The organism is Salinispora pacifica DSM 45544 (assembly GCF_000378845.1).
Lineage (GTDB): Bacteria > Actinomycetota > Actinomycetes > Mycobacteriales > Micromonosporaceae > Micromonospora > Micromonospora pacifica.
Genome location: NZ_KB905359.1, coordinates 3,294,440 through 3,311,660, shown reverse-complemented (window position 1 = coordinate 3,311,660; position 17,221 = coordinate 3,294,440). Strand labels below are relative to the sequence as shown.

At 72.2% G+C, this 17,221-nt stretch carries 7 protein-coding genes; all 7 read right to left on the bottom strand.

Going from position 1 to position 17,221, the window contains the following annotated elements; all coding sequences use genetic code 11:
- Window positions 1-1,407: an MFS transporter gene (locus tag SALPAC3_RS0115105; protein WP_018222058.1), complete on the bottom strand. Its 1,407-nt coding sequence runs from the start codon at window positions 1,405-1,407 to the stop codon at window positions 1-3.
- A complete protein-coding gene (locus tag SALPAC3_RS0115100) occupies window positions 1,400-5,935 on the bottom strand; it encodes a non-ribosomal peptide synthetase (protein WP_018222057.1) in 4,536 nt (1,511 codons plus the stop codon). The genes SALPAC3_RS0115105 and SALPAC3_RS0115100 overlap by 8 nt, the downstream gene beginning before the upstream one ends.
- Window positions 5,932-9,246, bottom strand: a complete 3,315-nt coding sequence (locus tag SALPAC3_RS0115095; protein WP_018222056.1) for a non-ribosomal peptide synthetase — start codon at window positions 9,244-9,246, stop codon at window positions 5,932-5,934. Before SALPAC3_RS0115095 ends, SALPAC3_RS0115100 begins: the two co-directional genes overlap by 4 nt.
- Window positions 9,243-9,977 carry a DUF6875 domain-containing protein gene (locus SALPAC3_RS0115090; RefSeq protein ID WP_018222055.1) on the bottom strand — a complete coding sequence of 245 codons (735 nt, stop codon included), beginning with the start codon at window positions 9,975-9,977 and terminating at the stop codon, window positions 9,243-9,245. Before SALPAC3_RS0115090 ends, SALPAC3_RS0115095 begins: the two co-directional genes overlap by 4 nt.
- A 5-nt stretch (window positions 9,978-9,982) precedes the next feature.
- Window positions 9,983-11,347 carry an FAD-dependent oxidoreductase gene (locus SALPAC3_RS0115085; protein WP_026185593.1) on the bottom strand — a complete coding sequence of 455 codons (1,365 nt, stop codon included), beginning with the start codon at window positions 11,345-11,347 and terminating at the stop codon, window positions 9,983-9,985.
- A complete protein-coding gene (locus SALPAC3_RS0115080) occupies window positions 11,344-16,518 on the bottom strand; it encodes a non-ribosomal peptide synthetase (RefSeq protein ID WP_018222053.1) in 5,175 nt (1,724 codons plus the stop codon). Before SALPAC3_RS0115080 ends, SALPAC3_RS0115085 begins: the two co-directional genes overlap by 4 nt.
- A gap of 385 nt (window positions 16,519-16,903) precedes the next feature.
- Window positions 16,904-17,113, bottom strand: coding sequence for an MbtH family protein (locus tag SALPAC3_RS0115075; RefSeq protein ID WP_018222052.1), 210 nt, complete (start codon window positions 17,111-17,113; stop codon window positions 16,904-16,906).
- Window positions 17,114-17,221 lie beyond the last annotated feature (108 nt).

The following is a 17,221-nucleotide window of genomic DNA, read 5'->3' as shown; positions in this document are numbered from 1 at the left end:
TCAGGTGGCGGGTTGACGGTCGGCGGATACAGCCCCGGGACCCGAGGCGTCGTCAGGGGGATCGTCAGGCCCTGGGGCGTCGGGGGGATCGTCAGGCCCCGGGGTGTCGTCGGGGAGCGCGTCGGGTAGATCGTCGGCGGCGCGCAGCACCGGCCGGGTCCAGGCGAGCGCGGCGAGGAGCACCATCGCCACCCCGGTGACCGCGAAGAGCAGCGCGATACCGCGGCCCTCCCCGGTGCCGATCACCTGGCCGACCGAATCGGCGAGCGCCCCCTCCGAGCGCAGCAGCGGCTCGAAGAGGCCATCGGCGATCGGCCCGGCCAGCACGTACGCCAGCGGCACGCTGGCGTCACCGATCACCCGGGCGGTGGCGAGCACGCGGCCCAACACGGAGGGCTCGGTCTTGGTCTGGATCAGGGTCATGGTGGAGCTGTTCACGATCGGCAGGGTGAAGAGGAAGAGCGGGGCCACCACCCCGATCAGCCAGGCGGACGGGGCCGCCGCGTGCAGCGCGAGAGCCACTCCCCCGAGCGCGAGTCCACCGCAGACAGCGGTGACCCGACGGGTCGGCCCGCCCCACACCCCCATCACCAGGCTGCCGGCGAAGAGACCGGCGCCGCCCGCGGACATCAGCAGGCCGAGGGTGTCCGCCGTGGCGAACGAGAGGATCAGTGGTTGTACCAGGACCCCGGCGATGCCGAAGAGAAAGTTGAAGGCGCCGAAGACCAGCATGAGCGCAAGCAGGCTCGGCCGTTGCCGCAGATAATGCCAGCCGGCGGCGGCTGTCCGCAGTACCGCCTCGGCAGGACCGGGTGCGGCCGGGTGGGTCACCTCGGCGGGCAGCCGGACCAACAGCAGGGTCGCGGCCGCGACCACGAACGTACCCAGGTCGATCGCCATCACCCCGCCGATCCCGACGGTCACCACCAGTATCCCGGCGATCAGTGGTGCGGCGATCTGTACCGCCCGGGAGACCTGCATGAGCCCGTTGAACCGGCCCAACTGTCGCTTACCGACCAACGCCGGGGTCATCGCCTGGTAGGCGACCTGATGCACGGTGGACGCGGTGGCGCTCACCGCGGTCCCCAGGTAGATGTGCCAGACCTGGAGGGCATCGGCGACGACCAGCGCGGCGAGTGCCGCCGTACCGGCGGCAGCCACGGTGTCGGCGACCAGCATCAGGCTACGGCGGTCCCGACGGTCGGCCAGCGACCCGGCGAACGGCGCGAACAGGACCGCCGGCAGGGTGGCGGCGAGAAAGATCAGCGAGAACTGGGTGACCGAACCGGTGCGCTGATAGACCCAGACCCCGAGGACGAACGCGGTGAGGCTAGACCCGATCAGGGAGACGAGCTGGCCGAGCCAGATCGCGACCCACCGGGCGGTGGGCGCCGTACGCTCAGCCATGGCCCCTCCCGGGCGGTGGGGCTAGGAAGCCGGCGGCCACGAACGCCGACAGGTAGGTGTGCAGCAGCCCCTCATCGGCCGGCGGGCAGGTGATCCCGGCCGCCGCGAGCGTCGCCTCGGTGCCGGTGCAGTCGAAGTCCGGCTGCGTCCGGACCGGGGTGTCCACCTCGAAGAGCGGGGCGAGCCGGGCCAGCGCGGCGTCCGGCCGGTCCAGCAGCGCCGCCCGCCAGCGGGGGTACGGCACCGAGGTCACCGGGTAGCCGAAGCTGGCCAGCGCGGCGGCGAGGGCCGCGTACGACATGGTCTGGTTGTTGTAGTAGTGGTGGTCCGTCGTCGCGCCCGCCCGGGTCAGGTGCCCGATGCCGGCCCCGACGTAGTTGACCGGCGCGAGGTCGGCGGGGTCGTCGATCTCCGGTACGGCGCCGAGCTGCACGCAGGTCTTCAGCAGCCGACTGAAGTAGTCGTCGGTGTTACCGAGGCCGCTGCCGGCGTCCCCGGTGATCCGGGCGGGCCGGTGCACGCTGACCGGCAGCCCCCGCTCCCGGGCGGCCCGGACCAACGCGTCGGCCACCCACTTGCTGGCGTTGTAGCCGTCGGCGAGCCCGTCGCAGTCGCCCGGAATGTCGCCCTCACGCACCAGGGTGCCGCGGTGTGCCGGGGTGACGAAGACCCCGAGGGTGGAGACGAGGTGGACTGCGCTCGGGCGGCCGGCGCTGGCCAGCCGGAGCACCTCCACCGTGCCGCCGACGTTGGCCGGGCGCAGCGTCGAGTACGGCGCGACGAAGTTGACCACGCCGCCGTTGTGCACGATCGCGTCCAGTCCCTCGCCCAGCTCGGCGAAGTAGGCGCCGCTCAGGCCGAGTCGGGGTGCACCGAGGTCGCCGGGGACGCCGATCAGCCGGGCGTCGTACTCCGGCCGCCAGAGGCCGTACCGGCGCAGGTTGCCGCGGACCCGGTCTAGCGCGGCGGTCGGGGTGTCCGCCCGGACCAGACAGTGCACGGTGGCGGAGCTGTGGGCGAGCCAGTCCGCGAGCAGGTACGCCCCGAGGAAGCCGGTCGCCCCGGTGCAGAGCACCGACCGTGCTGGCGCAGCCGACCTCCCGGACGGTACGGCCAGGTCGGCGGGGAGTCGGGCCTCGGCGCGGAGCAGGTCGACGTCACCGTCCCGGGTGGGCCCGACTCCGTCGAGAACGGCGGCGAGACCGGCGAGGTCGGCGGTGGAGAAGAGCGCCCGCAGGGGCAGCTCCACCCCGAGCGCGGCCCGGATCCGGGTCGCCAGACTCGCCGCGAGCAGCGAGTGTCCACCGAGGTCGAAGAAGTTGTCGTGCCGGCCCACCAGGTCGGTGTCGAGCAGCTCGGCCCAGATGCCGGCGAGCGTCAGCTCGGTCGGGGTGGTCGGTGGCTTGTGCGCCACCCGGTCGATCTCCTCCGGTCGGGGCAGGGCGGCCAGGTCGAGCTTGCCGTGCCGGTTGGTGGGCAGGTCGGGCACCCGGATCAAGGCGGCGGGGACGAGGTACTCCGGCAGCCGGCGGCGCAGCGTGATCCGGGCCTGGGGGTCAACCGGGGTCGCGTCGTCGGCGACCAGGTAGGCGACGAGCCGGGGGCCGGTCGGGGCGTGGTCAACGACCACGGCGGTACGGCGCACCCCGGGCAGGGCGGCGCAGGCCGCCTCGACCTCGCCGAGCTCAATCCGATGGCCCCGGATCTTGACCTGCTGGTCGCTCCGGCCGAGGAACTCGAGGCTGCCGTCGGCACGGTGCCGGCCGAGGTCGCCGGTGCGGTAGAGCCGCGACCCGGCGGGGCCGTACGGGTTCGGGACGAAGCGGTCCGCGGTCGCACCGGGATTGTCGAGGTATCCGCGGGCGGGGGCCGTGCCGCCGATCCAGACCTCACCGGCGAGGCCGATCGGCACCGGCCGCAGATCGGGATCGAGGACGTGCACCTGAACGTTAGGCACCGGGCGGCCGATCGGCAGCCGGGTCAGGCCGGGCAGGTCGGCCGCGTCCACGGTGGCGTGGGTGGTGGCGCAGACGGTCGCCTCGGTCGGGCCGTAGTGGTTGTGCAGCGTGACTCGGCCAGCGGTGAGTTCCGCCCAACGGCGCACCGTCGCCAGGTCCACGGGTTCCCCGCCGACCATCATGGCCCGCAACGCGCCGACGTCGAGCGCACCGGGCCGCGCGGCGAGGTCGGTGACCCAGCGGGCCCAGAGCGGCGCGGCGGTGTCGACCAGGGTGAGGCCGTGCACCCGGCACAGCTCGACCAGGCCCGTGCCGGTGATCGCGGCCGGCTGCCGGTGCACCACGATCGTGGCCCCGCTGACCAGGGCCGGGAAGAGATCACCGACGGCGGCGTCGAAGCTCAGTGGGGGCAGCATGAGCAGCCGGTCACCGGGACCGATGCGGTGCAGGTCGACGAAGGCCAGGGCCAGGTTGACGGCGGTGCGGTGGCTGACCATCACCCCCTTCGGCGTGCCGGTGGAGCCGGAGGTGTGGATGACGTAGGCGAGCTGGTCCGGGTGGACCGGCCGGGGAGCAGCAGGTGGCGGCTTGCCGGTCGGGCCCACGTCGGCCGGTTGACCATCAGGACCAACAGCGAGCACGGTGCCGACGTACGGCGGGTCGTCGTGCGTGTCCGGCCCGGCGGCCAGGGTGGCGGCGAGCTCGGCATCGGCCAGGCAGACCGGGGCGCCGGCGGCGGTGAGCAGGGCACGCAGCCGGGCTGGGGGGTGGCTGGGGTCCACCGGCAGGTACCCGGCGCCGGCCTTGAGGATCGCCAGGATGCCGGTGACGGCCGCTCGACCGGCGGCCAAGGCGAGCCCCACCGGCTGGTCGGGACGGACCCCACAGCGGCGTAGGTACGCGGCGAGCCGGTCCGCGTCGGCGTCCAGCCGGCCGTAGGTCAGGGCCGGCCGGTCCGGCTCGCCCGGGCTGATGTCCAGCAGGGCGGGCGCGTCCGGGTCGGTCGCCGCCCGTACGCTCACCAGCTCGTGTAGCCCCAGCCCATCCGGGTACGCCCGGTCGGTGTTGTTCCAGGAGGCCAGGTCACGTCGCTCGGCGGGGCCGACCAACTCCAGCGCGGAGAGTGGCAGTTGCGGCCTGGTGGCCAACGCCCACAGCACGGACCGGAACCGGTCGACGAACCGGGCGATGGTCACCTGGTCGAAGAGGTCGGTGTTGTAGTCGACCAGGGCGTTGAGGCCGGCCGGGGACTCGTACACCGCGACGGTGAGCTCCATCCGGGCGGTCTCCCGCAGCACCGGCACCGGACGGACGACGAGACCCGCCCGAGGACCGGCGGCACTGGCCTGGTTCAGCACCAGCATCACCTGGAACAGTGGGTTGCGGCTCGGGTCGCGGGGCAGCCGCACGGTCTCGATGATCCGCTCGAAGGGCAGCTCGGCGTGCGTCAGGGACTCCACACAGGTACGCCGGACCCGGGCCAGCGCCTCGGCCAGCGTCGGGTCCCCGGACAGGTCGGTGCGCAGCGGCAGGCTGTTGACGAGCAGGCCGACCAGCTGCTGCTGCTCGGGGTTGGCGCGCAACGTCACCGGGGCGGCGACGCAGACGTCGTCGGTGCCGGCGAGGCGGGCCAGCAGTACCTGCAGACCGGCGAGCAGGATCATGAAACGGGTGCAGCCGGTCCGCTGGGCCAGACCGTCGAGCGCCGCGATCAGATCATCGGTGAGGGCGAAGCCGTGGGTACTGCCGGCGAAGGTCAGCGTGGCCGGTCGCGGCCGGTCGGTGGGCAGGTCGAGCACGCCGGAGCAGCCGGCCAGCCGTTCGGTCCAGAACTCGCGCGCCCGGTCGGCGGCGGCGCTGGCCAACCAGTCCCGCTGCCAGAGCACGTGGTCGGGAAAGTGCGTGGCCGGCGGTGGGGTCGAGGCTGGTGCGGGTGGGGTTGCGTTGGACGTTGGGGCGGTGACCGCCCCGGTGCGCCGGCGGTGGTGGCCGTCGAGCAGCCCGGCGAGCACGATGTCGAGGGACTGCTCGTCGGCGATGATGTGGTGCAGGGCCACCACCAACAGGTGTTCGTCCCGGTCCAGCCGCCCCAACCGGACCCGCAGCAGGGGTGCCCGGCCCAGATCGAACGGCGTTTCACTCTCCCGGCTGGCGACGGCGGTCGCTGCGGCCTCACGGGCGTCGGGCGCCACCGTGGTCAGCTCCTCCACGACAAGCTGACACCGGGCTGCCGGGTCGGTGGCGGGCAGGACGACCTGCTCCACCGCCCCGTCCCGCTGCACGAACCTGGTCCGGAGGGCCTCGTGCGCGGCGACGACATCGTCGAGCGCGGACTGCAGCGCGACGAGGTCCAACCGGCCGGTGACCCACACTGCCTTGCTGAGCACGTACGCCGTGTTTCCGGGCTGAAGTTGGTCGAGGAACCACATGCCCTCCTGCATCGGGGAGAGCGGCACCCGGGCACCCGGGTCCCGAGGGGGAATCCCGACCGGTTGCGCCCGGCGGGTCAGTCCCCGGCGGGCCATCAGCTCCCGGATCAGCTGTTCGCGGTCGGGCCCGGAGGCGTTCATTCCGGGCCGTCCAGCAGGGCCCGTAGCTCCGCGTCGGAGAGGTCGGCCGCCTCCATCCGAAGGGCGGCGACGGCGTCGGTCTGGCCGGCTGTCTCCTCGGTGGAGCGCAGCGCGCGAGCCATCGCGTCGATCGTCGGCGCCTCGAAGAGGATCCGGATCGGCACCTCCGTCTCCAGCGCGGCGCCGATCCGACTCAACGCCTGCGCGCCGAGGAGGGAATGCCCACCGAGGCGGAAGAAGTCGTCGTGCACACCGACCCGCTCGACGTGCAGTACCTCCTGCCAGATCCCGGCGAGTAACTGCTCCAGGGGGTCGCGGGGGGCGACCCGCTCCACCCGCGAGTCGGTCCAGGTGGGGGTGGGCAGGGCCGTCCGGTCGACCTTGCCGTTGCCGTTGAGCGGCAATGCGGTCATCGGCACCAGGGCCGCGGGAAGCATGTACTCCGGCAGCCGGCCGGCCAGGTCGGCACGGACCTGGTCAGTCAGGGAGTCCGGGGCAACGCCGTACGCCGGCACGGCGTACGCCACCAGGCGGGTGTCGCCGTCCCCGCCGGCCCAGGTGCCGACCACCGCGTCCGCCACCAGGTCGTGGCCCCGGAGCAGGGACTCGATCTCGCCCAGCTCGATCCGAAACCCGCGCACCTTGACCTGATGGTCGGTGCGGCCAAGGAACTCCAGCCGGCCGTCGGCGCGCTGCCGGGCCAGGTCACCGGTGGCGTAGAGCCGGGCGCCGGGGTGGTCGGCGAACGGGTCGGGGACGAACCGGTCAGCGGTCAGGCCGGGTCGGCCGTGGTATCCGCGCACCACACCGGACCCGCCGATGTGGATCTGTCCCACCACGCCCACCGGCACCGGCTGGTACGCCTCGTCGAGCAGGTAGATCCGGGTGTTGGCGATCGGTGAACCGAGGTCCACCGCGGCCGGGGTCGGCCGCACGGGGGCGGCTGCGGACCAGACGGTGGTTTCGGTGGGCCCATAGCAGTTCCACAGGGTCCCGCCGTCGGCCTGCAGGGCGTCGGCAAGATCCCGGGACAGGGCCTCACCGCCACAGAGGCGCAGCCGCAGCGTCGGCGGTACCCCGCCGGACGCCTGCAGCAGTCGCCAGGTCGCCGGGGTGGCCTGCATGGCGGTGATCCCCGCTTCGGTGAGCCGACGACGCAGGGCCGGCCCATCGCCGACCTCGTCGGCGCCCACGACCAGCAGCGGGACGTCCAACAGCAGCGGCACCAGCAGTTCCAACACCGAGATGTCGAACGACAGGGTGGTGACCGCGGCGAACCGGTCCGCCGGCGTCAGGTCCAGGTCGTCGTGGAAGGAGGCAACGAGGTTGGTCACGCTGCGGTGCGGGACCGCCACCCCTTTCGGTCGACCGGTCGAACCCGAGGTGTAGATCAGGTATGCCAGTCCGTCCGGATGCGCCGGGACCGCCGGAAGTGGCTCAGCTGGGCCAGGCGTGTCGGTGGCATCGTCGAGCAGCACCGTCACCGAGCCCGCCAGCACCGGGTCGAGCCGCGCGACGACCGCCCGGTGGGTCAACACGACCCGGGTGCCGGAGTCGGCGAGCAGGTGGCGCAGCCGCTCCGGGGGCAGGGTGGGGTCGAGCGGCAGGTAACCAGCACCGGCCCGCCACACACCGAGCACCGCGGCGACCAGGTCGACCCCCCGATCCAGGCAGATGCCGACCGGAGTGTCCGGGGCGACGCCGGCGGCGAGCAGCCGCCGGGCGATCTGTCCGGCCCGCCGGTGCAGCCCGGCCCGGTCCACCTGCCCGTCCGGACCGATGACGGCAGGTGGAGCGCCGGACTCTGCGGGTTCGGTGGGGAGCAGGTCCAAAAGGGTGTCGACCGGCAGGGTGCCCCGATCGGTCTGATTCCACTCGACCACGGCACGCCAGCGCTCCACTCCGCGCAGCAGCGGAATCCGGGTCAGGGGACGATCCGGCTCGGCGACCGCCGCGTCCAACAGAGTGCACAGGTGCCGGGCCAGCCGGTCGACCGTGCTGGCATCGAACAGATCGGTGTCGTACTCGAAGGCCAACCGCAGGGCACCCTCGGCGGTCAGCTCACCAGCGAGGGTGAGGTCGAACTTCGCGGTGCCGCTGTCGACCCGCAGGGAGGTGGTCGTGCAACCGGCGAGCTGAAAGGCGTTCTGCGGCGCGTTCTGCAGGATCAGCTGGGCCTGGAAGATCGGCGCGTGGGCCAGGCTGCGTTCCGGCTGCAGCTCCTCAACCACCTTCTCGAACGGCACCTCGGCGTTGCCGAGACCGACGAGGGTGACCTCCCGTACCCGGTCGACGAGTTGCCGTAGCGAGGGGGAGCCCGCGGACGACACCCGCAGGGCAAGCGTGTTGACGAAGAAGCCGACCAGCCGCTCCAGGTCGGGATGCTCCCGACCGGCGACCGGGGCGCCGATCACGATGTCGTCCTGCCCACTGTGCCGGGACAACACCGCCTGGAACACGGCGAGCAGGGTCATGAACATGGTGACCCCCGCGCCCTGGTTGAACTCCTCTACCCGGTCAACGGCCGCCGCCGGGACCGTGACGTAGTGGCAGGCACCCCGATACGAGCGATTGGCCGGGCGGGGCCGGTCGGTGGGGAGGCTGAGCAGGGCCGGCGCCCCACGCAGGTGCGTAGTCCAGTGGTCGAGCTGTCGGCGCAGCGCGTCGCCGGCGAGCCGCTCCCGCTGCCAGACGGTGAAGTCGGCGTACTGGGTGGGCAGGTCGGGCAGGTTGGCCGGAGCACCTGCCAGCGCAGCCGCGTAGGCGGTCTCCAACTCCTGGAAGAGCACCCCGATCGACCAGGCGTCGAAGACGATGTGGTGCACGCAGAACGCCACATGGTGCCGATCCGGGCCGGTCCGGATCACCATCACCCGCAACAGCGGACCCGCGGCCAGGTCGAACGGTCGCCCGGAGTGCGCCCGGACGAGCGTGGTGGCCTCGACCTCACACTGCTCCGCCGGCAGCCCGGTCAGGTCCGTCTCGGTGAGATCCACCTCGGCGGTCGGCCGCACCACCTGCACTGGTTCGCCACCGGATTCACTGAATGTGGTACGCAGCGCCGGATGCCGGTTTACGAGCGTGGTCAGCGCGGTACGCAGCGCCGGGACGTCCAGTGGCCCGTCCACCTGGAAGGCGACCGGGATGTTGTAAACCGGGATGCCCCCGGTGAATCGGTCCAGGAACCACAGCCGCTGTTGGCCGAAGGAAACCGGGTAGCTGCGGGGCGCCTGGGCCCGCTCGGCGAGCAGGCGGGCCAGCAGGGCACGCTTGCCGCCGCTGTCGGGTGCGGTGGAGTCGGCGGTCGTCATCGAACCCCCTGGTTCGTGTTCGGGTGCGGGATGCCGACGTTGGTGCTGGGTTCGGGCATCGGCAGACCGTGCCGTTGGGCGGCCGCCCGGACCTGCCCACGCAGCGAGGCCGGGCCGCCGTGCCCGAAGTACCGCAGGTAGCTGGCGAGGGTCACCGGGTCGTCGGCGAGAAACGGCAGATCACTGGCGACCATGTACCGGACCACCAGCATCGGAACGGGGCTCCGCAACGGCCGGAAGTCCGGGTTCCACAGGCCGCCCTTGGCTGGCGGTCCGTCGTGGAACTCACCGAGCATCAGCCCCTGGTCGGTGTAGTGCGGTTTGAGCCGCAGCTGGGTCCGATCCACGACCTGCCGGGCAACGTCGCCGGGCAGATCCGGTAGCGTCAGCAGGATGGTCTTGAACTGGGCGGACGGCCCGGTGAGCGGGTCCAGCTGGTGGAACCAGTCCCGGTAGACCGCCAGCACCTCGTCCAGCTCCGCCTCATTGACGGTTGCCCCACGATGCACGGCCAGGTAGAAAACATCCCGGTCCAGGGAGCCCTGGGCGTACGGACAGACCGGGCCCTTACGGCCCAGCTCCGGATGGGGTGCACAGAGGTACTCCCGGGCCCAGGCGGCCACGGCCCGCACCTGGTCAACCGCTCCGGCCAACAGCGGGTGCAGCGCATCGGCATCCAGGTCAGCCTGGGTGAACAAAATCTGTTTGGGGTCGAACGGAGCCCTCAGCACCGCCCTCACCGCCGGTTCGCGCGGCGGCGACGGCCGGCGCGTCGGGCGGCGGCGGTTACGGCAAGACCGGTGGCCAGGGCGAGCCCGACGCCGGCGCGGTGCAGGATACGGTCCTGACGGTTGGCGCGGGCCAGCGCGTCGGCGTACGGGATGGTGGTGTGCGCGACCATCGTGTACAGCGGCACCCAGCGTTGCGGCAACAGCCGGGCGAGCAGTCGATCGGCGGCAGCGGCGGCGCTGTAGCCGAACCGGTGCACCCGATTGCGCAGGTCCTCGAAGTTGGCGGTGGACAGGTCCGCGAGCACGTCGGTGTGCGGCTTTCGGGCCGCCTCGTAGGCGGCCAGCGCGGTGGCCCGGTCGGGGTGTGCGGTGAGACATTCGTCGAGCACCACGCAGTCCTCGAAAGCCGAGTTCATGCCCTGGCCGTAGAACGGGTAGACAGCATGTGCGGCATCACCGATCAGCACCACCCGGTCCGCGTACCGCCAGGGCGCGGTCCGGACGGTGACCAGGTGCCCGACCGGGTGCTCGGTGATCTCCCGGACCAGGTCGGGCATCAGCTCCTCCGCGTCGGGAAAGCGCTGGCGGAAGAAGTCCCGCACCGCCGCTGGGGTGTCGAGAGCGGCGAAGCTCACCGGGCCCTCGTACGCCATGAAGAGCGTGCAGGTCAGCGAGGCGTCCCGGTTGGGGTGAGCGACCATCATCGCCTCGTGGCCGGGCCAGACGTGCAGCGCCTCCAGTCGAACCCGGGGCTGACCGTCGGCGCCGACCGGGATGGTCAGCTCCTTGTATCCCCAGGGCAGGAACTCCTGGGCGTGGTTGGCACGCGACCCGTGCTGCAGCTGCTGCCGGACGGTGGAAAAGGCCCCGTCGGCACCGACAATCAGGTCCGCGGTGACTGTTCTCGGCTCGCCACCGGTGGTGGGGGCGACGTGCACGGTGCCGGTCTCCCGGTCGAGGCTGGCCAGGAGGTGATCGAAGTGGAACCGTACCTCCGGTTCGGCTTCGGCGGCGGTCACCACCAGTGAGATCAGCTCCTCCCGGAGTACCGAATGGAGGATCTCGTGCTCGCGCACCCCGTACGGCTGGGCGCGCACCCCACCGTCCGGCGAATGCACCACCCGTTCGCGCATCGGCACACTGTGCTTGAGCACGTCGGCGAGGAGACCTACCCCGTCCAGCGCCCGCATGCCCCGGGCGGAGAGCCCCAGGTTGATCGACCGACCCTCCGGACGGGCCAGCGCGGAACGGGGGTCCGGTCGTCGCTCGAAGACGTCCACCTCGTAGCCCTGCCGGGCGAGGTACAGCGCGGCGAGCGAACCGGCCAGGCCGGCCCCGACGACGACCACACGTTCTCTGCGCCTGTTCATACGCCCTCCTCGGCGATCAGACTTTCCAGCAGCTCGTCCACCTCGCGGTCGGAGAGATCGTCGAGCGAGGCGAGCAGGTGCTTCCGGCTGGTGTCGGCCGGACCGATCCGGTGCGGTTCGCCGGGGGCGCCCGCGGCGGCGAGCTGGACCGCGAGTTCGGCGACGGTGGGCGCGGCGAAGAGACTCCGCAGCGCCAGCTCGACGCCGAAGCTGGTACGGATGCGGGCGATCAGCCGAGTCGCGGTGAGCGAGTGGCCACCCAGAGCGAAGAAGTTGTCGTGCACGCCGACCTCCGGGCGGCCGAGCACGTCCTGCCAGAGCGTGGTGAGCTGTGCCTCGACCGGGGTACGGGGGGCGGTCGGGCCGCTACCGGCGGTCTCCCGCCAGGTCGGCTCGGGCAGCGCCCGCCGGTCCAGTTTGCCGCTCGCGGTGCGGGGTAGCGCTTCGAGCAGGACCAGAGTGGCCGGCACCATGTGCGCCGGCAGCCGCCGGGTCAGACCGGCGCGGAGCACCGGCCAGACCACCGCCGGGTCAACGGCGGCGGTCTCGGTGACCGCGTACGCGGCGAGCCGGACGTCGTCGTCCACCCCCCAGGTGGTCACCACGGCGTCCCGGATGCCGGGCTGGTCCCGCAACGCTGACTCGATCTCGCCGAGTTCGATCCGGAATCCCCGCACCTTTACCTGCTGGTCGGCGCGGCCGTGGTAGACGAGACGCCCGTTCGGGAGCCGGCGGGCCAGGTCGCCGGTGGCGTAGAGCCGCGCGCCGGGGCTCGGGCTGAACGGGTCGGGGCGAAACCGGGCCGCGGTACGACCCGGATCACCGTGGTAACCGCGCGCCACTCCGGTGCCGCCGATATGGATTTCTCCGACCACACCGTCCGGGACTGGCTGACCGGCGGGGTCGAGCAGCTGGATCCGGGTGTTGGCGAGAGGACGCCCCAGGTCGACCGGGCCGGTTTCCCCCACCAACCCCGCCGCGGAGTAGACGGTCGTCTCCGACGGTCCGTACCCGTTGATGACCCGGGCACCGTCGGCGCGCAACGCGTCGGCCAGGTCGCGGGCCAGCGCCTCGCCCCCGCTGATCCGCAACCGCACCCCAGCGGGTACGCCGGCGGCGGTGACCAGCATCCGCCAGGTCGCTGGGGTGGCCTGGACGACGGTGACACCTCGCTGCCCGCAGGCCGCCCGTAACAAGGTGGCGTCCTGCGCGGTCGCCGCGTCGAGAATCTCGACCCGCGCCCCGGCCAACAGCGGCAGCACCAGCTCCACCAGGGAGATGTCGAAGGCCGGGGTGGTGATCGCCGCGACTCGGTCGTCGGCGGTGAGCCCGAGCAGGCGGTGGCAGCCGACCAGGTGGTTGATCACCGAACGGTGGGTGACCGCGACACCCTTCGGCGCACCGGTGGAGCCGGAGGTGTAGAGCAGGTAGGCGAGGCCGTCCAGGTGACCGACGACCGGTGGCGGGTCGGTCGGCAGGTCCGAGTCGAGCTGGTCGACCCGGAGCACCACCGGGGTGGTGCCGGCAGCGGCGATGGCGTCGCCGATCAGGGGCGCCCCGGCGGGGTCGGTGAGCAGCACCGGCGGGGCCGCGTCGGCCAGCATGGTGGCCAGCCGGCCGACGGGCAGTGCCGGGTCGAGCGGCAGGTACCCACCCCCGGCCCGCCAGACAGCGAGCAGCGCGGCCACCAGGTCGGTGTGCCGGCCGAGACAGAGCCCGACCGGGACGTCCGGCCCGACGCCGTGGGCGCGAAGCAGATGGGCGAGGCGATTGACGCGAGTGGCGAGGTCCCGGTGGCGCAGGGCGCCATCTGGGCCGGTAACCGCGACCGCGCCCGGGTCGGCCGGCGCGAACCGGTCGAGTAGTTCACCGACACTGGCCACGTCGGGCAGGGGCAGTTCGGTGTCGTTGCCCGCCCGCAGGAGCTGTGCCCGTTCGACCGGGTCGAGCAGGGGTAGCTCGCGGACGGGCGTGTCGGGCCGGTCGAGGGCCGCGGCGAGCAGGGTGAGGTACCGCTGCGCGATGCCGCGGATCCGGTTCGCCTCGTAGCGATCGGTGCGGTAGGTGAGGCGACCGCGCAGCCCGTCGGGGCGGTCCTCCATGGTCAGGGTGAGGTCGAACTTGACCGTGCCGTTCTCCCAGAGCCGGGGGGCGATTCGCAGCCCCGCCGCCGTGGTTTCCGGCGGTGGCTCGTCGAGGGCGAACATCACCTGCACCAGCGGGCTGTGGGCGAGGCTGCGGGTCGGGACGAGTCGGTCCACGATCCGATCGAAGGGCACGTCCTGCCGCGTCTGTGCGGCGATGCTCGCGGCGCGGGCCTGGGCGAGGAGGTCGGTGAAGTCGGACCGATCGGTGAAGCGGGCCCGCAGGGCGAGGGTGTTGGCGAAGAAGCCCACCACGTTCCGGGTCTCCGGTCGGGTGCGCCCGGCCACCGGGACCGCTACCAGCAGGTCGTCGGCCCCGGTGAGCCGATGCAGGAGGGTCTGGAAGCCGGCCAGGAGCCGGGTGAACAGGGTGCCGTCCCGGCTCGCCCGCAAACGGGCGGTCAACTCGTCGGGGACGTCGAAGACCACCTCGCCGCCGGTATCGGTCTGCTCAGCCGGACCGGACGATGAGGATGGTGATGCCCGCGTTGTCGGCCATACCGGTGCGGTGGTGCGGTCGGCGGGGAGGTCGAGCAGGGTCGGGGCGCCGGCCAGCTCCGCGTGCCAGAAGTCGATGTCGGCCGCGAAGGCGCCACGGTCGGCCTGCTCCCGCTGCCAGACCGCGAAGTCCGCGTACCGCACCTGTGGGGCGGGCAGGTCGGCCTGGGCACCGGCGACCGCCGCCGCGTACCCGGCCGCCAGCTCGCGGAAGAGGATGTCGAACGACCAACCATCGGCGAGACCGTGGTGCACCACGATGGTGAGAACGTGCGTTTCCCGGCTGCGTCGGACGAGCCCGAACCGGGCTAACGGGCCGGTCGCCAGGTCGAAGGGTTCCCGGGCTGACGCGTTCACCAACTCCCGCCCGGCCGCTTCGGATGTGGCGTCCACCACCGACAGTCGGACCGGCGCGGCGGGCACGACCAGCTGTGCTGGCTCTCCGTCCACCGAGGTGAAGTGCGTCCGGAGGGTTTCGTGCCGGTCCACCAGCCAGCTCAGCGTCGACTCCAACGCGGCCACGTCGAGCGGGCCGGTCAGCTCGACCGCCCAGGCGATGTGGTACGTCGCCGCCCCCGGTGTCAGCTGATCGAGCATCCACAATCGACGCTGGCCGAGCGACGCCGGCAGGAGGTGGGACTCGGTGCTCGGTTCCGCACCGGGCCGCGTCGCCGTCGGTCCATCCGCCAGTCGATGGACTCCGGTGTTGGCCGACCGCGCCGGAAGCTGCCCGCCAAGGATGCCGGCCAGCCGGGCGAGGGTCGGGTTCTCGTAGACGAGACGTACCGGCAGGTGCACCCCGAACTGGTCGGCGACGACGAAGGTCAGCCGGGTGGCGAGCAGCGAGTTTCCGCCCAGCGCAAAGAAGTCGTCGTCAGCGGCGGAGGGGCCGCTGCCGAGGAGTTCCGCCCACAGGGCCGCCAGGCGTACCTGGACCGGATCGGTCACCTCGCGTCCGAGCCGAGCCGCGGGCGGCTCCGGTCGGGGCAGCGCCCGCCGGTCAATCTTGCCGCTGCGGGTCAGGGGCAGCGCGGGAAGGACCAGGTAGGCCCCCGGTCGGAGGTGGGCCGGGAGCCGGTCGGCCGCGTACTCGGCCAGTTCCTGGGAGGTCGGGGCCGGCTTGCCGGGGCGCAGCGTCAGATACGCCAGCAACCGGCGCCGCTCCCCCTCCCCGTCCACCAGAACAGCGGCGTCCCCCACGGCGGGGTGAGCCCGCAACGCCGCCGCTACCTCGCCCGGCTCCACCCGGAACCCGCGGATCTTCACCTGCTCGTCGATTCGGCCGAGAAAGTCGAGGGTGCCGTCCGGCCGCCAGCGGACCCGGTCCCCGGTGCGGTACATCCGGGCCCCCGGGCGAGGGTCGAACGGGTCGGGTAGGAATGCCGCCGCCGTGGCTCCCGGGCGACCGAGGTATCCCCGGGCGACGCCAGCACCGCCGGTGTACAGCTCTCCGGGAACACCGACAGGCACCTGCCGCCCGGCCGGATCGAGAACGTACACGGTGCTCCCGGGCACCGGCCGGCCAATCGGCACCGGGTCCGGTACGGCCTCCGGATCGGTCATCGCGTGCACGCAGGTGAAGGTGGTGTTCTCCGTTGGCCCGTACCCATTGATCAGGACTGCCCCGTCGCGCGCTCGCAGTGCCCGGCGGACCGCCTCCGGAGCGAGCACGTCCCCGCCCGCGAGGAGCTGCCCGACCCCGGCGAGGCAGTCCGGGTCGAACTCCACCAGTTGATGAAAGAGCCCGGCGGTCAGCCAGAGGACTGTGATCCGTTCCCGGCGCAGCAGCTGCGCCAACTCGGCGAGTTCTAGCGCACCGGGTGGGGCCAGCACCAGCCGGGCCCCACTGGAAAGCGCACCCCAGATCTCCAGGGTCGCCGCGTCGAACGCGACCGGAGCGAGTTGAAGGACTGCCTCGGTGGGCCCCAGGCGCAGGTAGCCAGGCTGGTGGACCAGGCGAACCACGGCGGAGTGGGTAACGGCGACCCCCTTCGGCGAGCCCGTGGAGCCGGAGGTGAAGTTGACGTAGGCGAGGCTGGCGGGGTGAAGTCGCCGCGGTGCGGTGCCGGTTGACGCGGCCGGGTCGGTTGACGCGGCGGGGCCGGGCTGGTCCAGGCGGAACAGCCGACTGGAACCCGGCACCTCGGTGCTGGCCAGCACCGGCGGCTCCCCGGCAACGGTGAGCAACTGCCGGATCCGCGCCGGTGGGTCGGCCGGGTCAAGCGGCAGATACGCACCGCCGGCCTTGAGGACGGCGAGCAGGGTGACGACGAGCTCCACCGAGCGGGGGAGGACCACCGCCACCGGCTCATCCGGACAGACGCCCCCGGCGACGAGCCGGTGGGCCAGGGCATCGGACCGCTCAGTCAGCTCACGGTAGGTGAGCGTCTCCCCATCGCCACCGACCACCGCGACTGCGTCCGGCTGCCGCCGCGCCACGGCGGCCACGAGGTCCGGCACGGTGCCGCCGACCGCGGCGGTGGGTGTCGGGTCCGGGTCGTTAGCGGCGTGGCGGGGCCCTGCCCACACTGTGCACTCCTTCGCGTCGCAACACCGAAAGACAGCTACAGAACAGCGGAACGGAGAACTGCAAATTTCGCCGGCCCCGCGTCGAGGGCGCTCGTGGAACCGGAGATGAAAAGAAACTACGAGCAATATTCAGGACCTGTCAACCAACCAACAAGCCTGATCTGAGCCGCTCAACGGCTAGCCGACAACCGGCGAACGATCCGGCTATTTTCGGGACAATGTCAACCATCTCCCAGCCCGTCACTTGGGAGTAGTCACCGGTGAAGAAAGTGACTGCGGGGCGAAGAAAGTGACCGCAGGCGAAGATAATCGCCACGGGCCGAAAAATGGCCGCGGGCGCCCCGGTTGCCCGGTGCGCCCGCGGCGGTAGCCCGTGCGGCGCGGGTCAGCCCTGGGCCTTCAGCCACTCCCGCAGCCCGCGCGGGCGCAGGTCGGTCCAGACCTCGTCGATGTGCGCCAGACAGCTGGCGCGATCGCCACTGAAGCCCACCCGGCGCCATCCGGCCGGAAGCTCCGACCCGTCCGGCCAGATCGAGTACTGCTCTTCGTCGTTCATCACGACGTGGTAGGGGCGCGGATCCTCGGATTCTTCCATCGACACTCTCCACGGGAGACAGCCACAAGTTAGCCGGAAACTATACCGCCCAATTCGGTTGGACCGGGTTGACCGATCGTCGCCTATTCGGTCATCCGATCGCCCACG

Bases quoted from the DNA above. Each gene is read 5' to 3' on its own strand.
- SALPAC3_RS0115095 (WP_018222056.1), bottom strand. From the start codon at position 9,246: ATGACGACCGCCGACTCCACCGCACCCGACAGCGGCGGCAAGCGTGCC.
- SALPAC3_RS0115100 (WP_018222057.1), bottom strand. From the start codon at position 5,935: ATGAACGCCTCCGGGCCCGACCGCGAACAGCTGATCCGGGAGCTGATG.
- SALPAC3_RS0115105 (WP_018222058.1), bottom strand. From the start codon at position 1,407: ATGGCTGAGCGTACGGCGCCCACCGCCCGGTGGGTCGCGATCTGGCTC.
- SALPAC3_RS0115075 (WP_018222052.1), bottom strand. From the start codon at position 17,113: ATGGAAGAATCCGAGGATCCGCGCCCCTACCACGTCGTGATGAACGAC.
- SALPAC3_RS0115085 (WP_026185593.1), bottom strand. From the start codon at position 11,347: ATGAACAGGCGCAGAGAACGTGTGGTCGTCGTCGGGGCCGGCCTGGCC.